The organism is Dyadobacter sp. NIV53 (genome assembly GCF_019711195.1).
In the GTDB taxonomy this organism is placed as follows: Bacteria; Bacteroidota; Bacteroidia; order Cytophagales; family Spirosomataceae; genus Dyadobacter.
This window is the reverse complement of record NZ_CP081299.1, coordinates 1580349-1600371: the sequence shown is the minus strand read 5'-3', so window position 1 is coordinate 1600371 and position 20023 is coordinate 1580349. Positions and strand designations below refer to the sequence as shown.

Here is a 20023-nt window from a genome sequence, read left to right as displayed (position 1 = left end):
TCAGATAAATTATAATAAAAACAATGTAAGGTAACGAGCTAAAAGGTAAAGTCGTATTAAGAATAAACGTTTTTAACTTATTTTAAATAAAGAATTATACGTTTTTTAATATAAGAATTGTTGCATTCAGCATATTTTGGATGTAAATCAGGATAAAAATTTACGTGTTACCTTATCCAGATCATCAGGAGTATCTACACCGTGCGAGTCGTCGGATGTGATTACAGCTTTAATAGAATAACCATTTTCAAGCCAGCGAAGCTGTTCCAGAGCTTCGGCTTTTTCAAGAGAACTTACGGGTAATTCAGTAAGTGCCGCAAGTACGTCGGAGCGGTACGCGTAAATACCTATATGTTTATAAAAAGTGTGATTTTTCAGCCACTGATCTGCTTCCTGATTTCTGATGTAAGGAATTGTTTGTCTGCTGAAATATAATATTTCACGACGGTTATTAAGAACTGCTTTCGGAACATTGACGTTAAAAAGTATATCTTCTGTATCAATAATTTTAACCAAAGTAGCTAATTCAATTTGCCCGTTTAATTCATCTGCCAGACTATCAATTGGTTCCGGGCTGATAAATGGCTCATCACCTTGTATATTAATAACATAGTCATAGTGGCCTTCTGTTTTAGTAAGCGCTTCAAAACATCTGTCAGTTCCACTTTGATGATTTTCCGATGTCATAACTGCTTTACCGCCAAAGCTCAATACATGATCCAATATTCTCGCATCATCTGTTGCCACAATCACCTGGCTAAGATTTGTGGCTTTACTCGCTTGTTCATAAACTCGTTGGATCATACTTTTTCCACCAATATCTACAAGCGCTTTGGCCGGAAAACGAGTGGATGCATATCGAGCCGGTATTATTCCTAATATTTGCACAGGTTTATAGTTTGGTTGATATAATTTCTAATTTGTTTCAAAATAAAGATTAAAAAATTGCAAAAACTTTTTCACACAAGTTTTCAGAAAATATCTGGCGCATATTGCCTGACTCAGATGCTGATAGTAATCTGTGGGCAGTTGAATTGCGGGATGTTCCACCGGCAAAGAAAGTATCTTTCGCTGTGATTGATTTAAAAAAACCGGAATTAAAATGGAAAGAAGCACCGGAAGCCACCGATTGGTGGACATCCCTGACTGCGTTTTCTTATGGGCACGTTTACCTGCACAATAACCGTTATCCAGACTTACCACAACCAACAGACCTTTTTGATGGTTTCCGCTGAGCAGGGCGATTTACAATGGGTTATGCCAAATTATTTGCTGGTAAAAACATTAAACAATTCACAAATTGAAATTGCTACCAGGGTAGGTGACCTGTTTAAATATTCCATATCTGAATCAGAAACTGGTATTATTTCGGGAACAAGTGAAGATAATAAACAACCTGACCCTCAAATAATTTTAAAAGAAGCAGTTCGTTACAAGGAAGGAAATATTTATTTTGAAAAATTGGCTTCTTTCATATTTGAAAGTACAAAGGGTCACCAGCCAGTATGTATTGATTATCTGGAGAAGCGACCCTTTATGATGTTTTCTTACTATATTTACGAGCAGGAAAAGATGACAGAACACCTTCTGATTGTCTCCGGTAAAATGGAACATATCTTACATGAGAAATTGTCAGACCGACGGGAGGGAATTGGCCAATCGACCATGTTACTTAAAGGGTCAACCCTGGTATATCTGAAAAATAATAATGAGTTTTCGAGTTTAACACTTCCATAATAAATGAAATACATTTTTTGCCTGGTATTCATTACCGGTTTATTTAGTAGCTTATCAAGTGCCCGTGCGAATGGGAAGTTTGCAGCAGATTCAGTTGGATCTGAAAAAGTTGGAGGTAAAATTTTTGTCTTACACCGGGTTAATACCGGACAAACAATGTTTGCTGTTGTACGCCAGTACGGCACCACCATACAAGCACTACGGGAGGCTAATCCTGGTATGAATGATCAGATCCAATCCGGACAAATGATCAGGGTTCCATATACTGCTAAATCTTCGAAGAAAGAGGCTAAGAAAGAAGAAACCAAGAAAAGTGAAGTAAAGGAAACCAAACCTGTAAGTGTTAATTCACCTGCATCGTCTACAACATCTGCTCCTGTTGCATCAGCTGTATCTGTTGCGCCAAATGGAATTCACAGAGTTGAACCAGGCCAGACCCTGTACCGGGTTGCTGTGAAGTACGGCGTATTAATGGCTGATATCCGTAAATGGAATAATCTGACCGATGATAATCTGAAAGACGGCCAGGAATTAATTGTAACCGAAAAAGCCAGCGAAAAGGAGAAAGCAGTGGCAGTGGTAACGCCTCATGTAGCTCCGAAAGTGGATGTTACCAACGTTGTGAAAGATTCCTTGAAAGCAAAGGCAGCCGTTCCTGAAAAAGTAGTAAAACCGGTGGAAGAAGTAGCTCCTCCAAGAGTTGTATCAGGAAAGAAAAAATCCGAGTCGGGATTAGCTGAAATGATCGAGACAGACGAAAGCACCAGTAAATTTCTGGGCTTGCACCGTAATGCACCAATTGGTGCTCTGGTTGAGGTTTTGAATGAATATAACCAGGAAAAAATTATTGTAAGGATTATTGGCCGAATTCCGGACACGAGTATTAATGACGATATTGTTATCAAACTTTCGTCACGGGCTTTTGAAAAAGTTTCACCTAATAGCAAACGTTTTAGAGCTGTAGTGAGTTATCTTGAATAACCGACAGGATACACTGAAATACTAAATAATGAAGCATTCCCCCGAATTCCGTTCAAAAAGAGAAGAAGAAAGAGCAGCTTTGAAAAACACTATAGGCTATAAAATGTGGAGTGTCCTTTTCACTGTTCTCTATCCTTTCATAGCTATTTTTACATTTGTGTTCTCCGGAATCGTCATGTTCTTTTCGGGTATATCGAGGGTTCTGGCTTATTTGTTTGCGAAAAGCAGTGCAAAATAATACTTTAAAAGCTGCCGGTTTTTCAGCTTACGTGATAGACTTATTAGAACAAAAAACGGAACAATACAACCGGCCTGAATTTATTTCAAATGATCCTGTTTGTATTCCACATCGTTTTTCTAAAAAACAGGACATTGAGATCATGGGTTTCTGGGCTGCCATTCTTGCCTGGGGCCAGCGTAAAACAATCGTTAATAAGTGTCTGGAATTATGCGAGTTAATGGATAATGCTCCACATGATTTCGTGTTGAATCATCAGGAAAGTGATTTGAAAAGATTTCTTTATTTTAAGCACCGGACGTTTAATTCCACCGACACACTTTATTTCCTGCATTTCTTCCGGAATTATTATAAAACGCATGATTCACTTGAAAATGCTTTTAGTGACCATCTGAATCCGGGAGATGACACAATAGAAAAAGGGTTGATCGGCTTTCACGATTTATTCTGTGATTCTGAAAACTTCCCACTTCGAACGAGAAAACATATTGCAACGCCGTTAAGAAAATCATCATGTAAAAGACTAAATATGTTTTTGCGCTGGATGGTACGAAAAGATGACAACGGCGTTGATTTTGGTATCTGGAATCAAATTAGTCCGTCCCAGTTGATTTGTCCCTGTGATGTACATGTGGACAGGGTAGCTCGTTTGCTTGGCTTACTTCAAAGGCCTGTAACCGACTGGCAAACAGCTAAGGAACTAACAGCATCCCTTCGCTTAATTAACCCAAATGATCCGGTAAAATTCGACTTTGCTCTTTTTGGCCTTGGTATTGAGGGTTTTGCAACTCCGGCCATTCAGGTGTATCGGAAATAATTTATACTAACACTTATTTGCAGATAAACACAAATACCCATTTGCCATCGATGCTTTAATGATTTTTCGATTGCAATGCTGTTCAAAAAGAAAAACACCGCCGGCTCAAACAAACGGTGTTTTTCTTTATCATTTAAAAAAAATATTATTGCAATGCAGTATTAAACTGGATCGTATTAACAGAAAATAAAGGTTTCCCACCTGCATTTGGATTTGCAAAAACAAAAACCAATTTACGCAAACGGCTATCAGCCGGTGCTTTTACGGGAATAGTTACATCACCGGTTGAAGTAATTTTCACTTCTCCGACTTTAATGCCAGTTGGAGAGTCAAGGCGAGCTTCAAGAGTTCCACCGACTGTTTGACCTTCTCTTACTGCTGCTGAAATATTTATGGTGCTAATACCAGTAAGATCAATATCATCAAAAGCAATATAACTCCCGTTTTTAAGTCCAACAACTGTTTCAGTTCCTTCTCCTGATTTAAATTTCAGGAAATCTTTACCACTGTCCATGCTGCTTGCATAAATTTTGGCCGGGCGCAAAGCTACGGTTTTAGATCCGGTTTGCGGTCCCATATTGCCATTACCTTTATCTGTATAACTGGCTGTAAATATGTAGGATCCGTCTTTCTGTTTGCCCTGGGTGAGGTAGGTACTTTTTAACGGCTTTTTATCTACTACTTTTTCCTGTGCAAGAGAAAGAATATACTTTACCATTTCCTCGGCCTCTTCCGGTTTGTGCTGAGGATGCGCAGCCATTGCCTGTTCTCCCCATACACCGCCACCACCTGCAATAACCTTACTCGCTAGCAGTTTCACCGAATTACGTTCTTTTTCATAACGTTTGGCAACTTCTATGTAAGCAGGACCGATTGATTTTTTAGTTATCGAATGGCATGCCTTGCAGTCGCTCAGCTCGATCAACCGTTTTCCGGTCTCGAATCCTGTATTAGCTACGTGCCCCTGCGCAAGCTGCGTCTTATCAAAACCTTCCAGATAATTGATTGTCAAAGTAACTTCGTCATCCGGGATCGTTTTATTAGCTATACTACCGTCTTCCTTGTCGCTTACAGTGACTTCATAATCAACTGGTTTGTCATTCCAGTAAAATGTTTTATTTCCTTTAATAGCCACATCCACCTTTGGTACGGCATTACCTGCTTTAATAGTAACTTCAGAAATGTTTGTATTTCCGGCACTGTCCGTTACTTTTAACACTGCGATATACTCTCCTGGTTTGGCATAGGTAAATGAAGGATTTGGCAATACACTTTTAGGAAATCCTTTTCCAAAATTCCATTCATATTTAATCGCATCTCCGTCATAATCAAGTGATCCTTTTGACGAAAAATTCACCTTTAACGGAACAGCACCAGTTGTATTAACTGCACTTGCTGCAGAAACCGGAACACGATTTCCTGCATTATATGTAATATGTGACAAACTGGCTTCGTCATTTTGGGCAAACCAGTTGGGGCCGTATTCCAGTGTGTAAAGTGAGCCGTCGTTCGCAAACTGCATGTCAATCGGATGACTGAATTTCCCATTAGGCATAAATCGCTCAATGTTCATCAGATCACCTTCTTTGTTCATCGTTACAATATTGATATAATCTCTGATCCAGTCGTAAGCAAAAAATTTTCCATTGTAATAATCCGGAAATTTAACTTTACTTTCCTGAAAATCTGCTGAATAATAAACCGGGCCGGCCATTGCATTACGTCCGCCTTTTCCTACAATCGGCCCAAATTCTGGTGAATCGGCGTAAGGATACCAAATGAATGCTGGCTGTGCGGGAGGTAATTCCTGCAAACCTGTATTGTGAGGAGAATTATTGACGGGTGCTTTCGGATCGAATGGTTTGGCTGATGTGCTATCCGCAAAATTGAAGTCTATGTACGGCTTGTTGTCAGCAATGAAAAGGGGATAACCAAAATACCCTGCTTTTCTTGCCTGATTTACTTCGTCATAACCACGAGGCCCACGTGTCGGGCTGTCATTGGAAGCATCCGGGCCTACATCCCCCCAGTATACATAACCTGTGTGTTTGTCTATCGAGATACGATATGGATTACGGGTTCCCATTACATAAATTTCAGGGCGGGCTTTAGGATTTCCGGGAGGAAATAAATTTCCTTCGGGGATGTCATACAAATTTGTTCCGCCAGGCATATTCGCACGACGGTCACCGTATCGTGGTTTAATACGCAGGATTTTGCCTCTTAAAGAATTGGTATTGGAAGAAGAATGTTGTCCGTCCCAGCCTTCACGTCCGGGACGTTCGTCAATCGGGCCATATCCGTCAGACTGAAAAGGATTTACATCATCACCTGTCGACAGATATAGATTTCCTTTTTCATCCCAGGCAATTGATCCGCCTGTATGGCAGCAATCTGTTCTTTTTACCGGAACTGTCAGTAAGTTTTCTTCGGTCGAAAGCAGCAAAGTATCCTTCATATCATCATACTTAAACCGTGACAAATGCTGGGCTGTATCGGCTTCGGAGGATGGCGGAGAATAATACAGGTAAACCAATTTATTGGTTTTGAAATTAGGATCGATGTTTAAACCCATTAAACCGTATTCCTGCTTAATATATACCGGTACTTCCGCAACAACTTTTACTTTTCCGGTTTTAGGATTATAGAGCTTCAATTTCCCTTTACGTTCTGCAAAAAGTACACGCTGGTCATCCAGTACAACCAGTTCCGTTGGTTCATCCAGTTTGGTAGCCAATACTTTTTTAGTGAACCGGTTTTCTTCCGGGCGTGCCTTACTGTAATCCAACTTTGCAGCCATGACATAATTGAGTCCACCAGTGAGATGTTTTACAAATACAGGATCAATATAGGTGGCGTCTTCATGCCCAAAATTGGTATAAAATGCTTTTCCGCCATCATAATCATGATACCATGACATAGGATGATTCTCGCCCATTTTACCGTCTTTGTAAGTTTTTTCATCAATCTTAACCAAAACTGTTACTTTCGGGTTAAAGCTTTTGAAATCGTAAAATTCATCTTTTATTTTCCATTTTTTAGGAAATCCGGTCATAGAAGGATGATTGTCGTTAACTACATAAGCTTCTCCTTGCTGTACATTAGGGTTACCGGGATGGCCGTTAAAATAGGCACCAACAAGTTTGTTGTACCATGGCCAGTCATATTCTGTGTCTGTTGCAGCATGGATCCCTACAAAACCGCCGCCAGCCTGAATATAGTGTTCAAAAGCTTCCTGTTGTTTATCATTGAGAACATCACCAGTAGTATTCAGGAATATTACTGCACCGTATTTTTGTAGGTTTTTGTCCGTAAAAACGGCCGCATTTTCAGTTGTATCTGTTTCAAAACCAGTTTCTTTTCCTAATTTAATAATGGCTGTTTTTCCTGCCGGAATTGCACTATGCCGGAAGCTTGCCGTTTTTGAAAAAACAAGAACCCGTTTTTCAGGCGTTATAATGGTTTGTGAGTAAGCTTCAAAACTGAAACAAGCAAACATAGTCAAACTGAATACCTGAATTATTCTTTGATAATTTTTACAAGCATATTCATTCATTAGTAATAATCAGAGATTTGGTGAAGTAAAATTTTGCAGGCTTAGGACTTTATTATAAAATTAAAACCGATTTCTTAAACGCTCAAAAGAATACAAATATTTGCATAAAAAAACCTATCTGTCATAAGATAGATAGGTTTTAAATATACTTGTAAATAAGACAATTAATAATTAAAGTCCCAGTGCTTTTCTGTTAAATGCCTCATCAGTACCAGCCCCTGCAAAATCATCAAAAGCTTTGGTAGTTACTTCAATAATGTGGTTTGCAATAAACGGAGCTCCTTCTGCTGCGCCTTGTGTAGGTGATTTTATGCAGCATTCCCATTCTAAAACGGCCCAGCTATCATAATTATATTGGGAAAGTTTCGAAAATATTGATTTGAAATCAACCTGTCCATCGCCAAGAGAACGGAAACGTCCTGCGCGGTCGGCCCATCCCGCAAAACCGCTGTAAACGCCTTGTTTTCCGGTTGGGTTAAATTCTGCATCCTTTACATGGAATGCTTTGATACGGTCGTGATAAAGATCGATAAACTGTAAATAGTCTAGTTGCTGCAGTACAAAATGGCTCGGGTCGTAATTGATATTAGCCCGCGAATGGCCATCCAGATAATCCACAAACATTTCAAATGTAGAACCATCGAAAAGATCTTCGCCAGGATGCAGTTCATAACAAACATCGACACCGTTTTCATCATACACGTCCAGAATTGGCTTCCATCTGGCTGCCAGTTCCTTAAATGCAGTTTCAACCAATCCTGCAGGGCGCTGTGGCCATGGGTACAAAAATGGCCAGGCCAAAGCACCTGAGAAAGTTGCACTGGCCGTTAAACCAAGTTTCTGGCTTGCCTGAGCCGTGTATTTAAGCTGTTGTACTGCCCATTCTGCACGCGCTTTTGGATTTTTTCTCACCTCTGGAATAGCAAACCCATCATACATATCGTCATAAACAGGATGAGAAGCCACCAGCTGGCCGATAATATGTGAAGCTAGTTCTGTAATTTCCAGACCTTTATCTTTCAACTTACCGTTCAATTCATCCGCGTATGTCTGAGATTCAGCAGCAAGTTTAACATCAATAACTCTTGGATCCCAGATTGGTAACTGTACACCTTTATATCCAAGGTCAGCCATGTACTGTGCTATACCGTCCAATGTATTAAAGGGAGCTTCATCACCCAAAAACTGAGCAAGAAAAATTCCAGGTCCTTTTATTGTTTTCATGATTAAGAGTTTTGTTTGTAATTAGCTGATGTTGATTAAAGAAGTCAACTCTTCAGGAGTTGACTTCTTTTTTGATAAAATTATTATACTTCGACCCAGCCTTGTTTTTTGTTGCTGTCAAGTATTCTTTCACAAATCAATAACTCACGATATCCGTCAGCGAAGGTTGGAAAAGTTGGGTTTTCAGGTTGTTTACCAACTGTGATTGCCGCATAAACTTCTTTAAATAATTGTTTTGAAGTATCCGAGAAACCTTCGTTATGCCCGCCCGGGAATGTTATAAGCGAGCGAACATCTTCATGTACCAAAGAAGGATCGCGCATCAGGATTTCATTACTTTTATCACGGTTACCAATCCACATTTCATTAGGAGCTTCGGAAGTCCAGTTAAATGTTTTTTTAGATCCGGAAATTTCCAGCGTCATACGGTTTTTACGTCCTGCCGATACCTGAGAAACTGTAATTACACCTTTACTTCCATTATCAAATCTCAACAATACATTGGCGGTATCTTCGGTGTTAATTGGAACATCAGCATAGTCTTCTGGCTGAAGCATTTTGCCGGAATATGTTTCAACAGCCTTGAGTGGTTTTTTACGTGTTTTATGAATGGTATTAAAATCAGCCAGAACAGCAACTGTTTTTAAACCCGTGATATATTCAAGAATATCCATTAAATGTGAACCAATATCAGCAATTGCCCTTGAGTCACCCGATTTGTCCGGTTCAAGGCGCCAGTTATAGTCAGTTTCGTAAAATAGCCAGTCCTGTAAATAAGAACCAATGAAAGAATAAATTTCACCTAATTCACCCTTTTCACGCATGGACTTCATTTGGCGGGCCAGCGGATAATAACGAAGGTTGAAATGCACTGCATTCACCAGTCCGCTTTTTGCTGCAAGTTCCACCAGTTCTTCCGCTTCCGCCAGGTCTTTTGCCAATGGCTTTTCACAGATCACGTGTTTGCCAGCTAATAATGCTGCTTTTGATTGATTGTAATGAAGGAAATTAGGCGTACAGATATGGATTGCCTGAATGTCTTCCTGTTTTAATAATTCATCGAAGGTATAAGAACGCGGAATGCCCAGTGCATCGGCTTTTTCTTTGGCCAGTTCAGCAGTTACTTCGCAAAGGGCAGCAACTTCTACATTAGGGAGGCGTCTCAGAGCTTCAATGTGTGCAGGCCCAATGAAGCCAGTACCTACCACGCCAACTTTAATTTTGTTCATAAATGGGTAAATGAAAAGGTGGAAAACGGTCCGCTAAGCGGTTAAAATATTTGGTAACGTTGTAATTAAATTAAATCTGTCCATTTCTTATCCGACTTGTCCGAGGCTAAAGCAGCATTAACGAACTTTATACCGCGCAGTCCATCTTCTGCAGATGGGAAATCGTACACAGGGTCGGCAGTTTTGCCTTCCCAACGGGCACGAAGCTGAAATGCAAAATTTCTATAAAGATTAGCAAATGCTTCAAAATATCCTTCCGGATGGCCGGCAGGAATACGTGTATGTACCTGTGCCGCTTTTGAAAGATTACCGACGCCTGTCCGGATGATACGTGCTCCCTGGTTGGTTTTATGGATAAGTGTATTAGGTTCCAGTTGTTTCCATTGCAAGCCGCCTGTTTCACCATAAACACGGATATTCAGGTCATTTTCTTCTCCATTGGCAATCTGGCTGTTTTGCAGGATACCCTTTGCGCCGGAATCAAACCGGAGAAGGATATTTGCATCATCATCCAGAAGGCGGCCTTCAACAAAAATCGTGAGGTCAGCACAAAGTTGTGTGATTTTTAGTCCTGTTATATATTCTGCCAGGTTTTCGGCATGGGTTCCAATATCTCCCAAACCACCTCCTGCGCCGGATTTGCTTGGATCTGTACGCCAGGCTGCCTGCTTATTTCCCGCAGTTTCCACCATTGTGGCAAGCCATCCCTGAGGATATTCAACAATTACTTTCCTGATTTTTCCGATAGCACCTGACGCGATCATATGTCGTGCCTCTTTTACCATTGGGTAACCAGTATAATTATGTGTCAGGCAAAAAATCAGTCCCGTTTTTGCTACCAGTTCTACTATTTCTTCTGCCTGCTCTTCATTCAGAGTTATAGGCTTGTCACATACTACATGAAAGCCATTTTCCAGCGCAAGTTTAGTTGGGCCAAAGTGTACATGATTGGGTGTTACAATAGCAACAAAATCCATACGCTCTCCCAGAGGTAACTGTTTTTCCTTTAAAATCATCTCTTCATAATCTTTGTAAACCCTGTTTTCAGGCAAATACAAAGCTTTTCCTGTTTCCTTAGATTTTTCAGGACTTGAACTGAAAGCACCACAAACCAGCTCAATTTCTCCGTCCATAATGGCCGCACGACGATGAACCCCTCCTATAAATGCTTCAAGAGATCCGCCTACCATACCCATCCTTATCTTTCGTGACATTCGTGTTGGTTTAAAGTTTTGAAAAGATTTTCTATTTATAAAGAGTAGTATACATGACTCTTACTTCTTACAAATATAAATTTATAGTGCAAAAATCGGTGCATTACTGCCGAATAGAATAGTAGTTTTGCAAATTATTTGTTTTTTTTGTGAAAATATTAAATAATATCAATACCCCGAGTTCCATTTATTCACATTAAATATCTAAACCCACAAGTCACATGGCTCAACCGATTAACAGCTCACGACTTTTTACTGCAAGTTGTCTTGCTATCATTACTACTGCCTTTTCCTTTAGCATCAGGGCAGGAATTCTTCCTCAGTTGGGAAATGATTTTGGCCTGACTGCCGAACAATTAGGATTTATTAATTCCATGTTCTTTTTTGGTTTCCCGATTTCAATGATCATTGGGGGTATTGTTTATCATTCGGTAGGTCCAAAAATAATTATGCAGGTAGCTGTTTTTGCTCACACGCTGGGAATTTTATTAACGATTTATGCAGGGGGATACTACGGCCTGCTGATTTCTACATTTTTTATCGGCTTTGGCAATGGATGTACGGAAGCGGCATGTAATCCGATGATTGCAGATATGTATCCGAGCAGTAAACTAAACAAAATGTTTGGCAGGTTCCACATGTGGTTTCCAGGGGGAATTGTAATTGGTAGCTTAATATCCAAATTTATGACCAGTGGTGGTTTTTCGTGGCAAACTCAGATCTGGGTTCTTATGCTTCCTACTGTAGTCTATGCTTTCCTCTTTTTCGGCCAGGTTTTTCCAAAGCCCAAAATTGAGGGAGTAACTTCACTGGCGAAAAACTTCCAGTCAATGCTAACCCCTTTGTATATCTTCATATTCTGCTGCATGGCACTAACAGCTATTACAGAATTTGGTCCTAACCAATGGGTAACAGTGGTATTAAGCAGCAGCGGAGCTGATGCTATGCTGGTTTTGGCATTAACTTTTGGGGTAATGACCGTAGGCAGACTTTTCAACGGACCTGTTGCGGATAAATTCGGACAAACCGGCGTTTTATTGGGAGGAGCAGTTTTGGCGACTATTGGTATTTATATGTTCAGTACTGTCACCGGCCCTATCGCATATCTGGCTGCTGTTATATTTGGTCTGGGTGTATGTTTCAACTGGCCTACAATGATTGGCTTTGTTGCTCAGAGGGTCCCAAAAAGCGGAGCTTTGGGTATGTCAATAATAGGTGGCGTGGGTATGTTGTCAACATCAATTTTTCAGCCAATTATTGGCCGGTGGATTGATAACAGCAATGCAGAATACTCGGCAAAAGGTCTTTCAGGATCAGCATTGGAATTAGCCGCCGGACAAGCAACTCTTTCAACTATGATGACATTCCCGATTATATTAATATTTGCTTTTGTAGTTTTGTGGTTCTGGGCGGGCAATCCAAAATCTAATCATATCGACGAAACAAAGGTGGCCGAACAGCCGCAATTATAAATTATTGAAACGTCGTCGTTGGGGCAGGCCTTGTGCCTGCCCTTTTTTATTGTCAAAATCGGCCATCAGGTGATTTATTATATTAAAGGCGGGCACAAGGCCGGGCCGTATGGATTATAACCTGATAATTTTATTTCAATTTTACAATTGTAACACCTGCACCGCCACGGTCAGCATGTTCATCCTGCATTGCTGAAACGTGGGAATAACCTCGAAGATGATTACGTACCAATGTCCGCAAAATTCCATCTCCCTTTCCATGCACGATCCGTATTTCGTCGTACCCCAGCATAATGGCATTGTCCATAAACTGGTCAACCAGGCCAAGAGCCTCTTCTCCACGTTTGCCGCGCATATCCAGGTTGAAACTAAAATTCATCATGCGCTCATTCAAATCTACACCTTTTGAAACCGTTTTTAATGATTTTTCTCCCGTGGCAGCTTTATAGGTTTTATTGCTAACCCGTTCAAGCCGGTTCAGTTTAAGCGTTGTTTTGAGATCTCCTATTCTTATTTCAGCATCTTTTCCTCTCAGGGCAATTACTTCACCGATGGCTGTCTGGCCCAGAATTCGAACATAATTTCCGGGAGCAATAGCGCCATCTTCGGGTTCATATATTTCCTCTGTAGCAGCTGGTTCAGGTATCAGTTCCGGTTCCAGATTTTTCTTACTAAACTTTTGAATTTCATTGCGGACAACCTTGGTCTTTTCTTTTTCCGCTTTGTTTTCTTTAATCTCGCGGATCGTATTTTCAATTAACTGATTAGCATCCGCCAAAAGTGTTTTGGCCTTTTGTTTTGCTTCATTTACAATCTTTTTTTCATTTGTTTCCAGGTTTGATTTTAGCGCTGTATAATCAGCCAATTCCCGGGTCAGCTTTCGTTCTTTTATTCCTAATTCAATATTTTTCTCAGCAAAAACTCTTCTTTCAATATCCAGTTCTTTCAATAATTTTTCGAAATTAACCTGCTGTGTACCCAGTTTTTCTTTAGCACGATTGATGACAGCCATTGGTAAGCCAATTTTTGAGGCAATTTCAAATGCAAAAGAACTTCCTGGCCTTCCGATTTCGAGCTGATAAAGAGGTTCCAAGTGTTCTCCGTCGAATCGCATAGCTCCGTTCACAAGCCCGGGCGTTTTGTCTGCAAGTACTTTCAGATTGGTATAATGCGTATTAACCACTCCAAAAGCGCCAGACTTTGTCAGATCTTCTAAGATAGCTTCTGCAATGGCTCCGCCTAAACCTGGCTCAGTACCTGTTCCAAACTCATCGATCAGGAATAATGTACGTTTATTGGCTAAAGTCAGGAAGTGCCGCATGTTAGTCAAATGCGAACTGTATGTACTCAGGTCATTTTCAAGTGATTGTTCGTCACCTATATCAATAAATATATTTTGGAAAAAGCCCATTGAAGAGCCTTCCTGTACGGGCACAAGTAAGCCGCATTGGAACATATACTGAATTAATCCAACTGTTTTCAGTGACACAGATTTACCTCCGGCATTAGGCCCGGAAACGATCAGAATGCGCTGTTTTTCGTTTAATTCAATATTCAGAGGTACTACCTTTTTTCCTTGTTTCTGAAATGACAAGTGTAAAAGCGGATGCCTTGCTTCCCGCCATTCTATGAACTGCCGGTTGGTGAAAGGTGGATTAATAGCATCCATTTCACGTGCAAGTTTTGCTTTTGCACGCAAGAAATCCATAAGTCCTAAAAATTGGTATGCCTTTTGCAAATCTGGTACAAATGGCCGCAGCTGAGAGGTTAACTGTAATAATATCCTGTTAATTTCTCTTCGTTCTTCATATTCCAGTTCACGGATTTCATTATTGGATTCAAAAACATCTGTCGGTTCTATAAAAACAGTCTGGCCGGTAGCTGATTCGTCGTGTATAAAGCCTTTAAGTTTACGTTTGTGCTCAGCAGCAACCGGAATAACCATACGTCCGTTACGAACGGTCAATGATACATCTTCGCTCACCCAGCCATTACTTTTAGCCGAACGTAACATCGTATCCAGTTTTTTTCGAATTCCCGCTTGTTCTGAAATCAGCTGCTTACGGATACGCGATAATTCCGAAGATGCCGAATCGCGGATCTGTCCACGGTCATCAATGATCTTTTCGATTGCGTCCGTAATTGCTTTATCAACTCTTACATTTTTTGCGTATTCACCTAATAATGGATAAGTTTCAGGCTCCTGATTTTCGAAAAAACGGATACAAAGCTTTATTGTGTGAAGAGAAACTTTTAAATCAGAGAATTCACTTTGAGTCAGGAGCATTCCTTCAATAGAAGCCCGTTTCAGATAGGTTGTGGCGTCGATGTAATTCTGAGATGGAAAATTTTCGCCAATCTCTGTTATTTTTTTCATTTCGGCAGTTTGGCTCACCAGCTTTTCTACCAATCCGAAATTATCTGAGAATCTGATTTTCTCTACAAAGTTTTGCCCTAATGTACTTATACAGGCTTCTTTAAGCCAGATGCGCAGTTTATCAAAACCAAGTTTTTGTTCTATTGTATTAGGATATAGCATTTTTGGGAATTAGCCGCGCGGCGGACCGTTTTAGCTTTATTTTTCGGTAATCACTGATTAATTTTTTGATCAGGATATTTAGAAATAATTAATTTTCCTGGAAATTGGTTCAGTATTGTTTTAAAAAAAGTTCTGATCTCTTCTTTAAGAATTTTCAGTGCAAATGAGGCTGGCTGCACTTCTTTCTGGATTACATGAGAAAAAATTTTCTTTGCCAGGTCAGAAGCTGGTGCTTCCGGTGTAATATCAACGGATGCATTATTGATATCAGCTACAATTTCGTGCATCGCATTGTTGATGTGATCCCATGCATTGGTGCTGATATACATTTGTTGTGCAACATTATGGTTGTATTCTTCCCGAATGTCGTTAAGCAGAATCTGTTGTAATTCGAGTGCATTCATTGCAGACGGAACTAGCCTGAGCAAGAGATTATTAGGACTTATTCTTTCCAGAAAAAGACACATTCTTTCATAAGCCTGTAATCGAAGCGGCAGGGTGATTTCGGTATGTTTATTTCGAATATCCCATTGTTGTTTTTCGAAGACCTTGTTTGCAACAGTGGTAATTGTCAGGTAGATCCCGTAAATAATAACTACTCCCAGTAATGTAATTGTTAATAAAATATAATACTCCATAGCGCCGTGCAACTTTTAATATTGAGCCAAAATGAAGTCAAAATTACAAGATAACTGAGATTCCAAATAAAAATTTTACGAATTAAATACGGTAATTTGGCGTTAGCAGTAATAAATTACTTCTGTTTTTGCAGTTTAAATCAGGATCAGCAAAAAAAGAATTGACGTAACACTGAGAAAAATAAATCTTCTTGTTATTGCTAACCTCAACAAAAAGAAGAAGTTATACTTCATTAAATTTTATGTAAATGGAAAATCCAATTCGGATTACCTACAAGGCAAAATCTGAAATAATAACTACCCTGGAAGCCAATAAAATCCCGGACACCTACGGGTTAAGAGTAGGGTTAAAAGGAGGAGCATGCAGTGGAACATTCATCCTGGGCTTTGACACAAAAACAGAACATGATCAACTTTACCTGATCGATGGGATCAGGGTATACATTGATAAAAGACATCTCATGTATGTCCTTGGGTTGTCAGTCGATTATGAGGAAGGAATGAACGGCAACGGTTATACGATTTCCTTAATAAAAGAAGAATAACCACTATACTTTTAATCCTCAATAGTCACATGTTTCCAATTTTCTCCTGACCTGATACGGTTAAGCTGAGTATGTGTGATTCCGAATTGTTTGGCAATCATCTTCAGGCGATTATTGTCATTTTTCAACAATTTCTTGATAATCCTTACCTTACTCTCGGTTAATTTATAATTCTTGGTCCGTCTTGGGATGACGCGGTTAATAAAGGCAGGATTTTCACGGTTATGATCGATCATTTCTGCTTTTGTAACCCATTTCAGGTTTTCATAGTAATTATTCTGCTTTTCAAAATCATTGTGAATCACAAAAGCGTGATCATCACTTGCCTTTTCTGCAAAATACTCGGCTACCAGTTTGTGAACGTAACGGTTAATTGTCTTACCGCCACTTGCTCTGATATTGAGAGATCTGTATCCCTGAATAACCGACCCTTTTATTATCGCGCCGTCCTTAGGGTTGTTCTGAAAGCTCTTAAGTCTTCCATAATTTGATACTTCGTAATGAGGAGCATTTTCGATTTCGTCGAATTTAATTTTCGCCCACTTCTCATTCCAGAAACTCCGACTTACATTTGACTCGTTCATTTTAAGAAATAGTATTATTGATTACGTTGAATTTTTTTAATAACGTTGAGCATATTTTGCATGCCTAATATAATATTTATACCAAAGAAAAAATTATCAGCAATCTAATTATCTATATACGATGTGCTGAATTTAATTCTCATTCCATGCATAAAAATACACAACAATGAAAGATACACTAATTATTGGCGCATCATCTAATCCATCACGATATTCATACATTGCAGCTAAAAAATTGATGGCATTCAACCATCCGGTCTTGCTGCTTGGCCGTAAAAAAGGTTCTGTTTTTGGTCAGGAAATTTACTTAGAAAAAATAAAATGGACTGATATTCATACAGTTACACTTTATATTAATCCTAGCCATCAACCAGAATATTACGATTACATTATTTCTTTGAAACCTAATCGTGTCATCTTCAATCCCGGAACTGAGAACCCCGAATTTGAAAGCATCTTAAATGATATAAATATCATGCCAATAAATGCGTGTACACTAGTAATGTTATCTACGGGACAATATTAATTTAAATAATTTAATAAATACCATACGTTTTACCAGCGGATTAATGCTGACGCCCATGTAAAACCACTGCCAAAAGCAGCCAGGCAGAGCAAATCACCGTCTTTAAGTTTTCCCATTTCCCATGCTTCGGCCAGGGCGATCGGAATAGACGCGGCTGTGGTATTACCAAATCGCTGTATATTATTAATAACCTGATTCTCTGCTAGTCCCATTTGCTGCCTCACATAGTCGCTTATACGAATATTCGCCTGATGCGGAACCAATAGGTTAATATCTTCGGGAGAGTATCCGTTGGCACTAAGTGCCTCGTTTATTACTTCACCAAAACGAACAATAGCATGTTTAAAAACGGCATTGCCATTCATAATAACATTAAATCCGCCTTCTTCGACCATTTCCTTCGTCACGGCACGGCCTGCACGGCTACTGCCTGGGTCCCTTACATACAAATCTTCTGCAAAATTACCGTCTGCGTGTAAATGTGTAGATAATATGCAATGTTCCGGATCTGATGTTGCCTGTAATACGGCTGCACCGGCCCCATCTCCAAAAATTACTGCTGTATTACGGCCAGCTGTACTTTTATCGATCCATGAAGATTGTATTTCCGAACCAACTACCAATGCGGTTTTATACATGCCCGATTTGATAAACTGGTCAGCGATGGATAATGCGTAAACAAAACCTGAACATTGCTGCCGGATATCAATGACCGGCTTACCTGCCATACCTAATTCACGTTGCATCAAAAATGCAGATCCCGGAAAAAAATAATCCGGTGTGATGGTAGCATAAACAATTACATCAACATCATCCGGAGTGAGTCCGGCACGTTCCAAAGCCTGACGGGAAGCGGCCGTAGCCATACTATAATTTGTATCTTTCCCAAACTCAAAATATCTGCGTTCTTTAATCCCGGTTCTCTCCTGAATCCATTCATCCGAAGTCTCCATCCATTCAGTAAGGTCATTATTAGTAACGATATTGTTTGGAACATAGTATCCCAGACCAATAATCCGTGAATGTGTCATAGAAATGTAAACAGCAATTAAAACTTTTAAAATAAGAAATTACCATTTTTACAAATCAAATTATAAATGAAAATAATTTGTAATCTGGAACTGGCAAAAAAATTCAAAACAAATTTAAAATCCTTTTATGTGACAACTGTTTTACAAATCATCTCTAAAATCAGTTGTATACCTGCATCCGAAAAAGTGCTGCAAAATTGCAATAAAAACTCCTTGATAACAATTTGTTAACGCGTTTTCATGAAATTTGTTAATAATGAAACGGCAAGATAAACTACCAAAATAAGTGGAACTGCCAGAATTTTCAGTGTCAGCAACAGCACAGCGGTAATGAGTATGAATACATAACGTACTTCATTCCCCTTCCATCCAAATGACTTAAACTTTAAAGCAAGCAACGGGATTTCAGCTACCAGTAATATGGATATTACTATGCTCATAATCAATAGATTATTAGTATTAATAATGATGTGTTTCCAACTTTCACCCTGTGTTGTATTCAGGATAAGCGGGAGAGAAGCAATGAACATGGCACTGGCTGGAGTAGGAACGCCAATAAACGAATCGCTCTGACGCGGATCATTATTGAATTTGGCCAGACGGATTGCTGAAAATATAGCAATGATAAATGCCGGGTATGCCTTCCAAATCCCGAAAAGATCAGGGATACTTTGCATAAGCAGCTGATATACAATTACCGAAGGAAGTAATCCGAATGTTACCATGTCTGCAAGGGAATCAAGATCCTTGCCAATGGGTGAGCTTACTTTTAACAGCCGGGCCAAAAAACCGTCAAAAAAATCAAATACGAGCGCAACACCTATCAGAACGCAGGATAAAAGTAGGTTGCTGTGAAAGGCTTCAACTACTCCTATACATCCGCAAAGCAAATTGCCGCAGGTAAGTGCATTAGGTATATTTCTTCTGATCATTAAATAAACAGTGATTAAACACCTATTTTAAAAACGGGTTATTTTTCTTTTCAAATCCAATTGTGGTAGGCTGCATATGGCCGGCATACACCGTGTAATTGTCATTCAGGGTAAATAATTTAGTGCGAATGCTATTCAGCAAAGTTTTCATATCGCCTCCCGGTAAGTCGGTGCGGCCTATGCTCTGGCGAAAAAGTACATCTCCGCCAACAACGAAATGCTGTTCATCGTGAACAAACGCAACATGGCCCGGCGCATGGCCCGGGACAAAAATTACTTTGAGTGTTGTTGTCCCGAATTTTACAGTATCACCTTCATCAAAATAACCATCAATTTCGGGTTCATCAAACTGTGCGAAACCATAATTTGGCGCGTAAGTTTTTACAGCTTTCAGTAAGGGTTCATCCAGTTTATGCAGATAAAAGGGAATATTATATTTTCGTTTTAAAGTAGCAACACCTAAAACATGGTCAATATGAGCATGTGTATTAATGATTTTCACAGGTTTCAGGCCATTATTTTCTATGTAACGATTAAGTTCCTCATATTCTGCCTTGTCATAGCAACCAGGATCAATAATTACAGCCTCTCCGGATTCGTCATGTAAAACATACGTATTTTCGGAAAAGGCTCCGAAGGTAAAAGACTTTATTTGAATCATTATCTATAATGTTGCTCTCGCGAAACGCATTTTTATATCGGGCGAAGTTACGAAACAGTTTCTGAAGCGCCCTGAATCTTGAGATTTAATATCATTTCA

19 protein-coding genes are annotated in these 20023 nt (G+C 39.6%); 8 read left to right on the top strand and 11 right to left on the bottom strand.

Annotated features, from left to right (window positions below):
* Positions 1-147: 147 nt before the first annotated feature.
* A complete protein-coding gene (gene kdsB / locus KZC02_RS06395; protein ID WP_221393344.1) occupies positions 148-888 on the bottom strand; it encodes a 3-deoxy-manno-octulosonate cytidylyltransferase in 741 nt (246 codons plus the stop codon).
* A 104-nt stretch (positions 889-992) separates the two neighbouring features.
* On the opposite strand from kdsB, the gene KZC02_RS06390 reads away from it, so the two are divergent.
* The 5 genes from KZC02_RS06390 to KZC02_RS06370 are packed head-to-tail and all read left to right on the top strand — an operon-like array spanning position 993 to position 3773.
* Positions 993-1235: a DUF4905 domain-containing protein gene (locus KZC02_RS06390; RefSeq protein ID WP_221393343.1), complete on the top strand. Its 243-nt coding sequence runs from the start codon at positions 993-995 to the stop codon at positions 1233-1235.
* The gene (locus KZC02_RS06385) at positions 1219-1737 is read left to right on the top strand and encodes a hypothetical protein (RefSeq protein ID WP_221393342.1); all 519 of its coding nucleotides are present in this window, start codon (positions 1219-1221) and stop codon (positions 1735-1737) included. The genes KZC02_RS06390 and KZC02_RS06385 overlap by 17 nt, the downstream gene beginning before the upstream one ends.
* Before the next feature lie 3 nt (positions 1738-1740).
* Entirely contained in the window at positions 1741-2718 is a 978-nt protein-coding gene (locus tag KZC02_RS06380; RefSeq protein ID WP_221393341.1) for a LysM peptidoglycan-binding domain-containing protein, read from the top strand.
* Positions 2719-2746: 28 nt separating this feature from the next.
* Positions 2747-2956, top strand: coding sequence for a hypothetical protein (locus tag KZC02_RS06375; RefSeq protein WP_229254026.1), 210 nt, complete (start codon positions 2747-2749; stop codon positions 2954-2956).
* The gene (locus KZC02_RS06370) at positions 2946-3773 is read left to right on the top strand and encodes a TIGR02757 family protein (RefSeq protein WP_221393340.1); all 828 of its coding nucleotides are present in this window, start codon (positions 2946-2948) and stop codon (positions 3771-3773) included. The genes KZC02_RS06375 and KZC02_RS06370 overlap by 11 nt, the downstream gene beginning before the upstream one ends.
* A gap of 145 nt (positions 3774-3918) precedes the next feature.
* Here KZC02_RS06370 and KZC02_RS06365 read toward each other — a convergent pair whose 3' ends face one another.
* The 4 genes from KZC02_RS06365 to KZC02_RS06350 form a co-directional block, all read right to left on the bottom strand.
* On the bottom strand, positions 3919-7272 hold the full coding sequence (locus KZC02_RS06365; RefSeq protein WP_229254025.1) for a ThuA domain-containing protein: 3354 nt from the start codon (positions 7270-7272) through the stop codon (positions 3919-3921).
* Between the two features lie 228 nt (positions 7273-7500).
* On the bottom strand, positions 7501-8553 hold the full coding sequence (locus KZC02_RS06360) for a sugar phosphate isomerase/epimerase (protein WP_221393338.1): 1053 nt from the start codon (positions 8551-8553) through the stop codon (positions 7501-7503).
* 83 nt (positions 8554-8636) lie between these two features.
* Positions 8637-9782: a Gfo/Idh/MocA family protein gene (locus KZC02_RS06355; protein ID WP_221393337.1), complete on the bottom strand. Its 1146-nt coding sequence runs from the start codon at positions 9780-9782 to the stop codon at positions 8637-8639.
* A 65-nt stretch (positions 9783-9847) separates the two neighbouring features.
* Positions 9848-10978 carry a Gfo/Idh/MocA family protein gene (locus KZC02_RS06350; protein ID WP_221394959.1) on the bottom strand — a complete coding sequence of 377 codons (1131 nt, stop codon included), beginning with the start codon at positions 10976-10978 and terminating at the stop codon, positions 9848-9850.
* 239 nt (positions 10979-11217) lie between these two features.
* On the opposite strand from KZC02_RS06350, the gene KZC02_RS06345 reads away from it, so the two are divergent.
* Complete coding sequence (locus KZC02_RS06345; RefSeq protein WP_221393336.1) at positions 11218-12468, top strand: sugar MFS transporter; 1251 nt, start codon at positions 11218-11220, stop codon at positions 12466-12468.
* 130 nt (positions 12469-12598) lie between these two features.
* On the opposite strand, the gene KZC02_RS06340 is transcribed toward KZC02_RS06345, so the two are convergent.
* Together KZC02_RS06340 and KZC02_RS06335 are read right to left on the bottom strand one after the other, a co-directional pair.
* The gene (locus tag KZC02_RS06340) at positions 12599-15007 is read right to left on the bottom strand and encodes an endonuclease MutS2 (RefSeq protein WP_221393335.1); all 2409 of its coding nucleotides are present in this window, start codon (positions 15005-15007) and stop codon (positions 12599-12601) included.
* A 50-nt stretch (positions 15008-15057) separates the two neighbouring features.
* A complete protein-coding gene (locus tag KZC02_RS06335; RefSeq protein ID WP_221393334.1) occupies positions 15058-15645 on the bottom strand; it encodes a hypothetical protein in 588 nt (195 codons plus the stop codon).
* A 248-nt stretch (positions 15646-15893) separates the two neighbouring features.
* Between KZC02_RS06335 and KZC02_RS06330 the strand changes: the two genes are divergently transcribed.
* Complete coding sequence (locus KZC02_RS06330; RefSeq protein WP_221393333.1) at positions 15894-16190, top strand: iron-sulfur cluster assembly accessory protein; 297 nt, start codon at positions 15894-15896, stop codon at positions 16188-16190.
* A gap of 11 nt (positions 16191-16201) precedes the next feature.
* Here KZC02_RS06330 and KZC02_RS06325 read toward each other — a convergent pair whose 3' ends face one another.
* The gene (locus tag KZC02_RS06325) at positions 16202-16774 is read right to left on the bottom strand and encodes an NUMOD4 domain-containing protein (protein WP_221393332.1); all 573 of its coding nucleotides are present in this window, start codon (positions 16772-16774) and stop codon (positions 16202-16204) included.
* 166 nt (positions 16775-16940) lie between these two features.
* On the opposite strand from KZC02_RS06325, the gene KZC02_RS06320 reads away from it, so the two are divergent.
* Positions 16941-17300, top strand: coding sequence for a CoA-binding protein (locus KZC02_RS06320; protein ID WP_221393331.1), 360 nt, complete (start codon positions 16941-16943; stop codon positions 17298-17300).
* Positions 17301-17329: 29 nt separating this feature from the next.
* On the opposite strand, the gene KZC02_RS06315 is transcribed toward KZC02_RS06320, so the two are convergent.
* From KZC02_RS06315 to KZC02_RS06305, 3 genes are all read right to left on the bottom strand, one after another.
* Complete coding sequence (locus KZC02_RS06315; RefSeq protein ID WP_221393330.1) at positions 17330-18331, bottom strand: 3-oxoacyl-ACP synthase III family protein; 1002 nt, start codon at positions 18329-18331, stop codon at positions 17330-17332.
* 227 nt (positions 18332-18558) lie between these two features.
* The gene (gene pssA / locus KZC02_RS06310) at positions 18559-19263 is read right to left on the bottom strand and encodes a CDP-diacylglycerol--serine O-phosphatidyltransferase (protein WP_221393329.1); all 705 of its coding nucleotides are present in this window, start codon (positions 19261-19263) and stop codon (positions 18559-18561) included.
* Positions 19264-19285: 22 nt separating this feature from the next.
* On the bottom strand, positions 19286-19924 hold the full coding sequence (locus tag KZC02_RS06305; protein WP_221393328.1) for an MBL fold metallo-hydrolase: 639 nt from the start codon (positions 19922-19924) through the stop codon (positions 19286-19288).
* Positions 19925-20023: the final 99 nt, after the last annotated feature.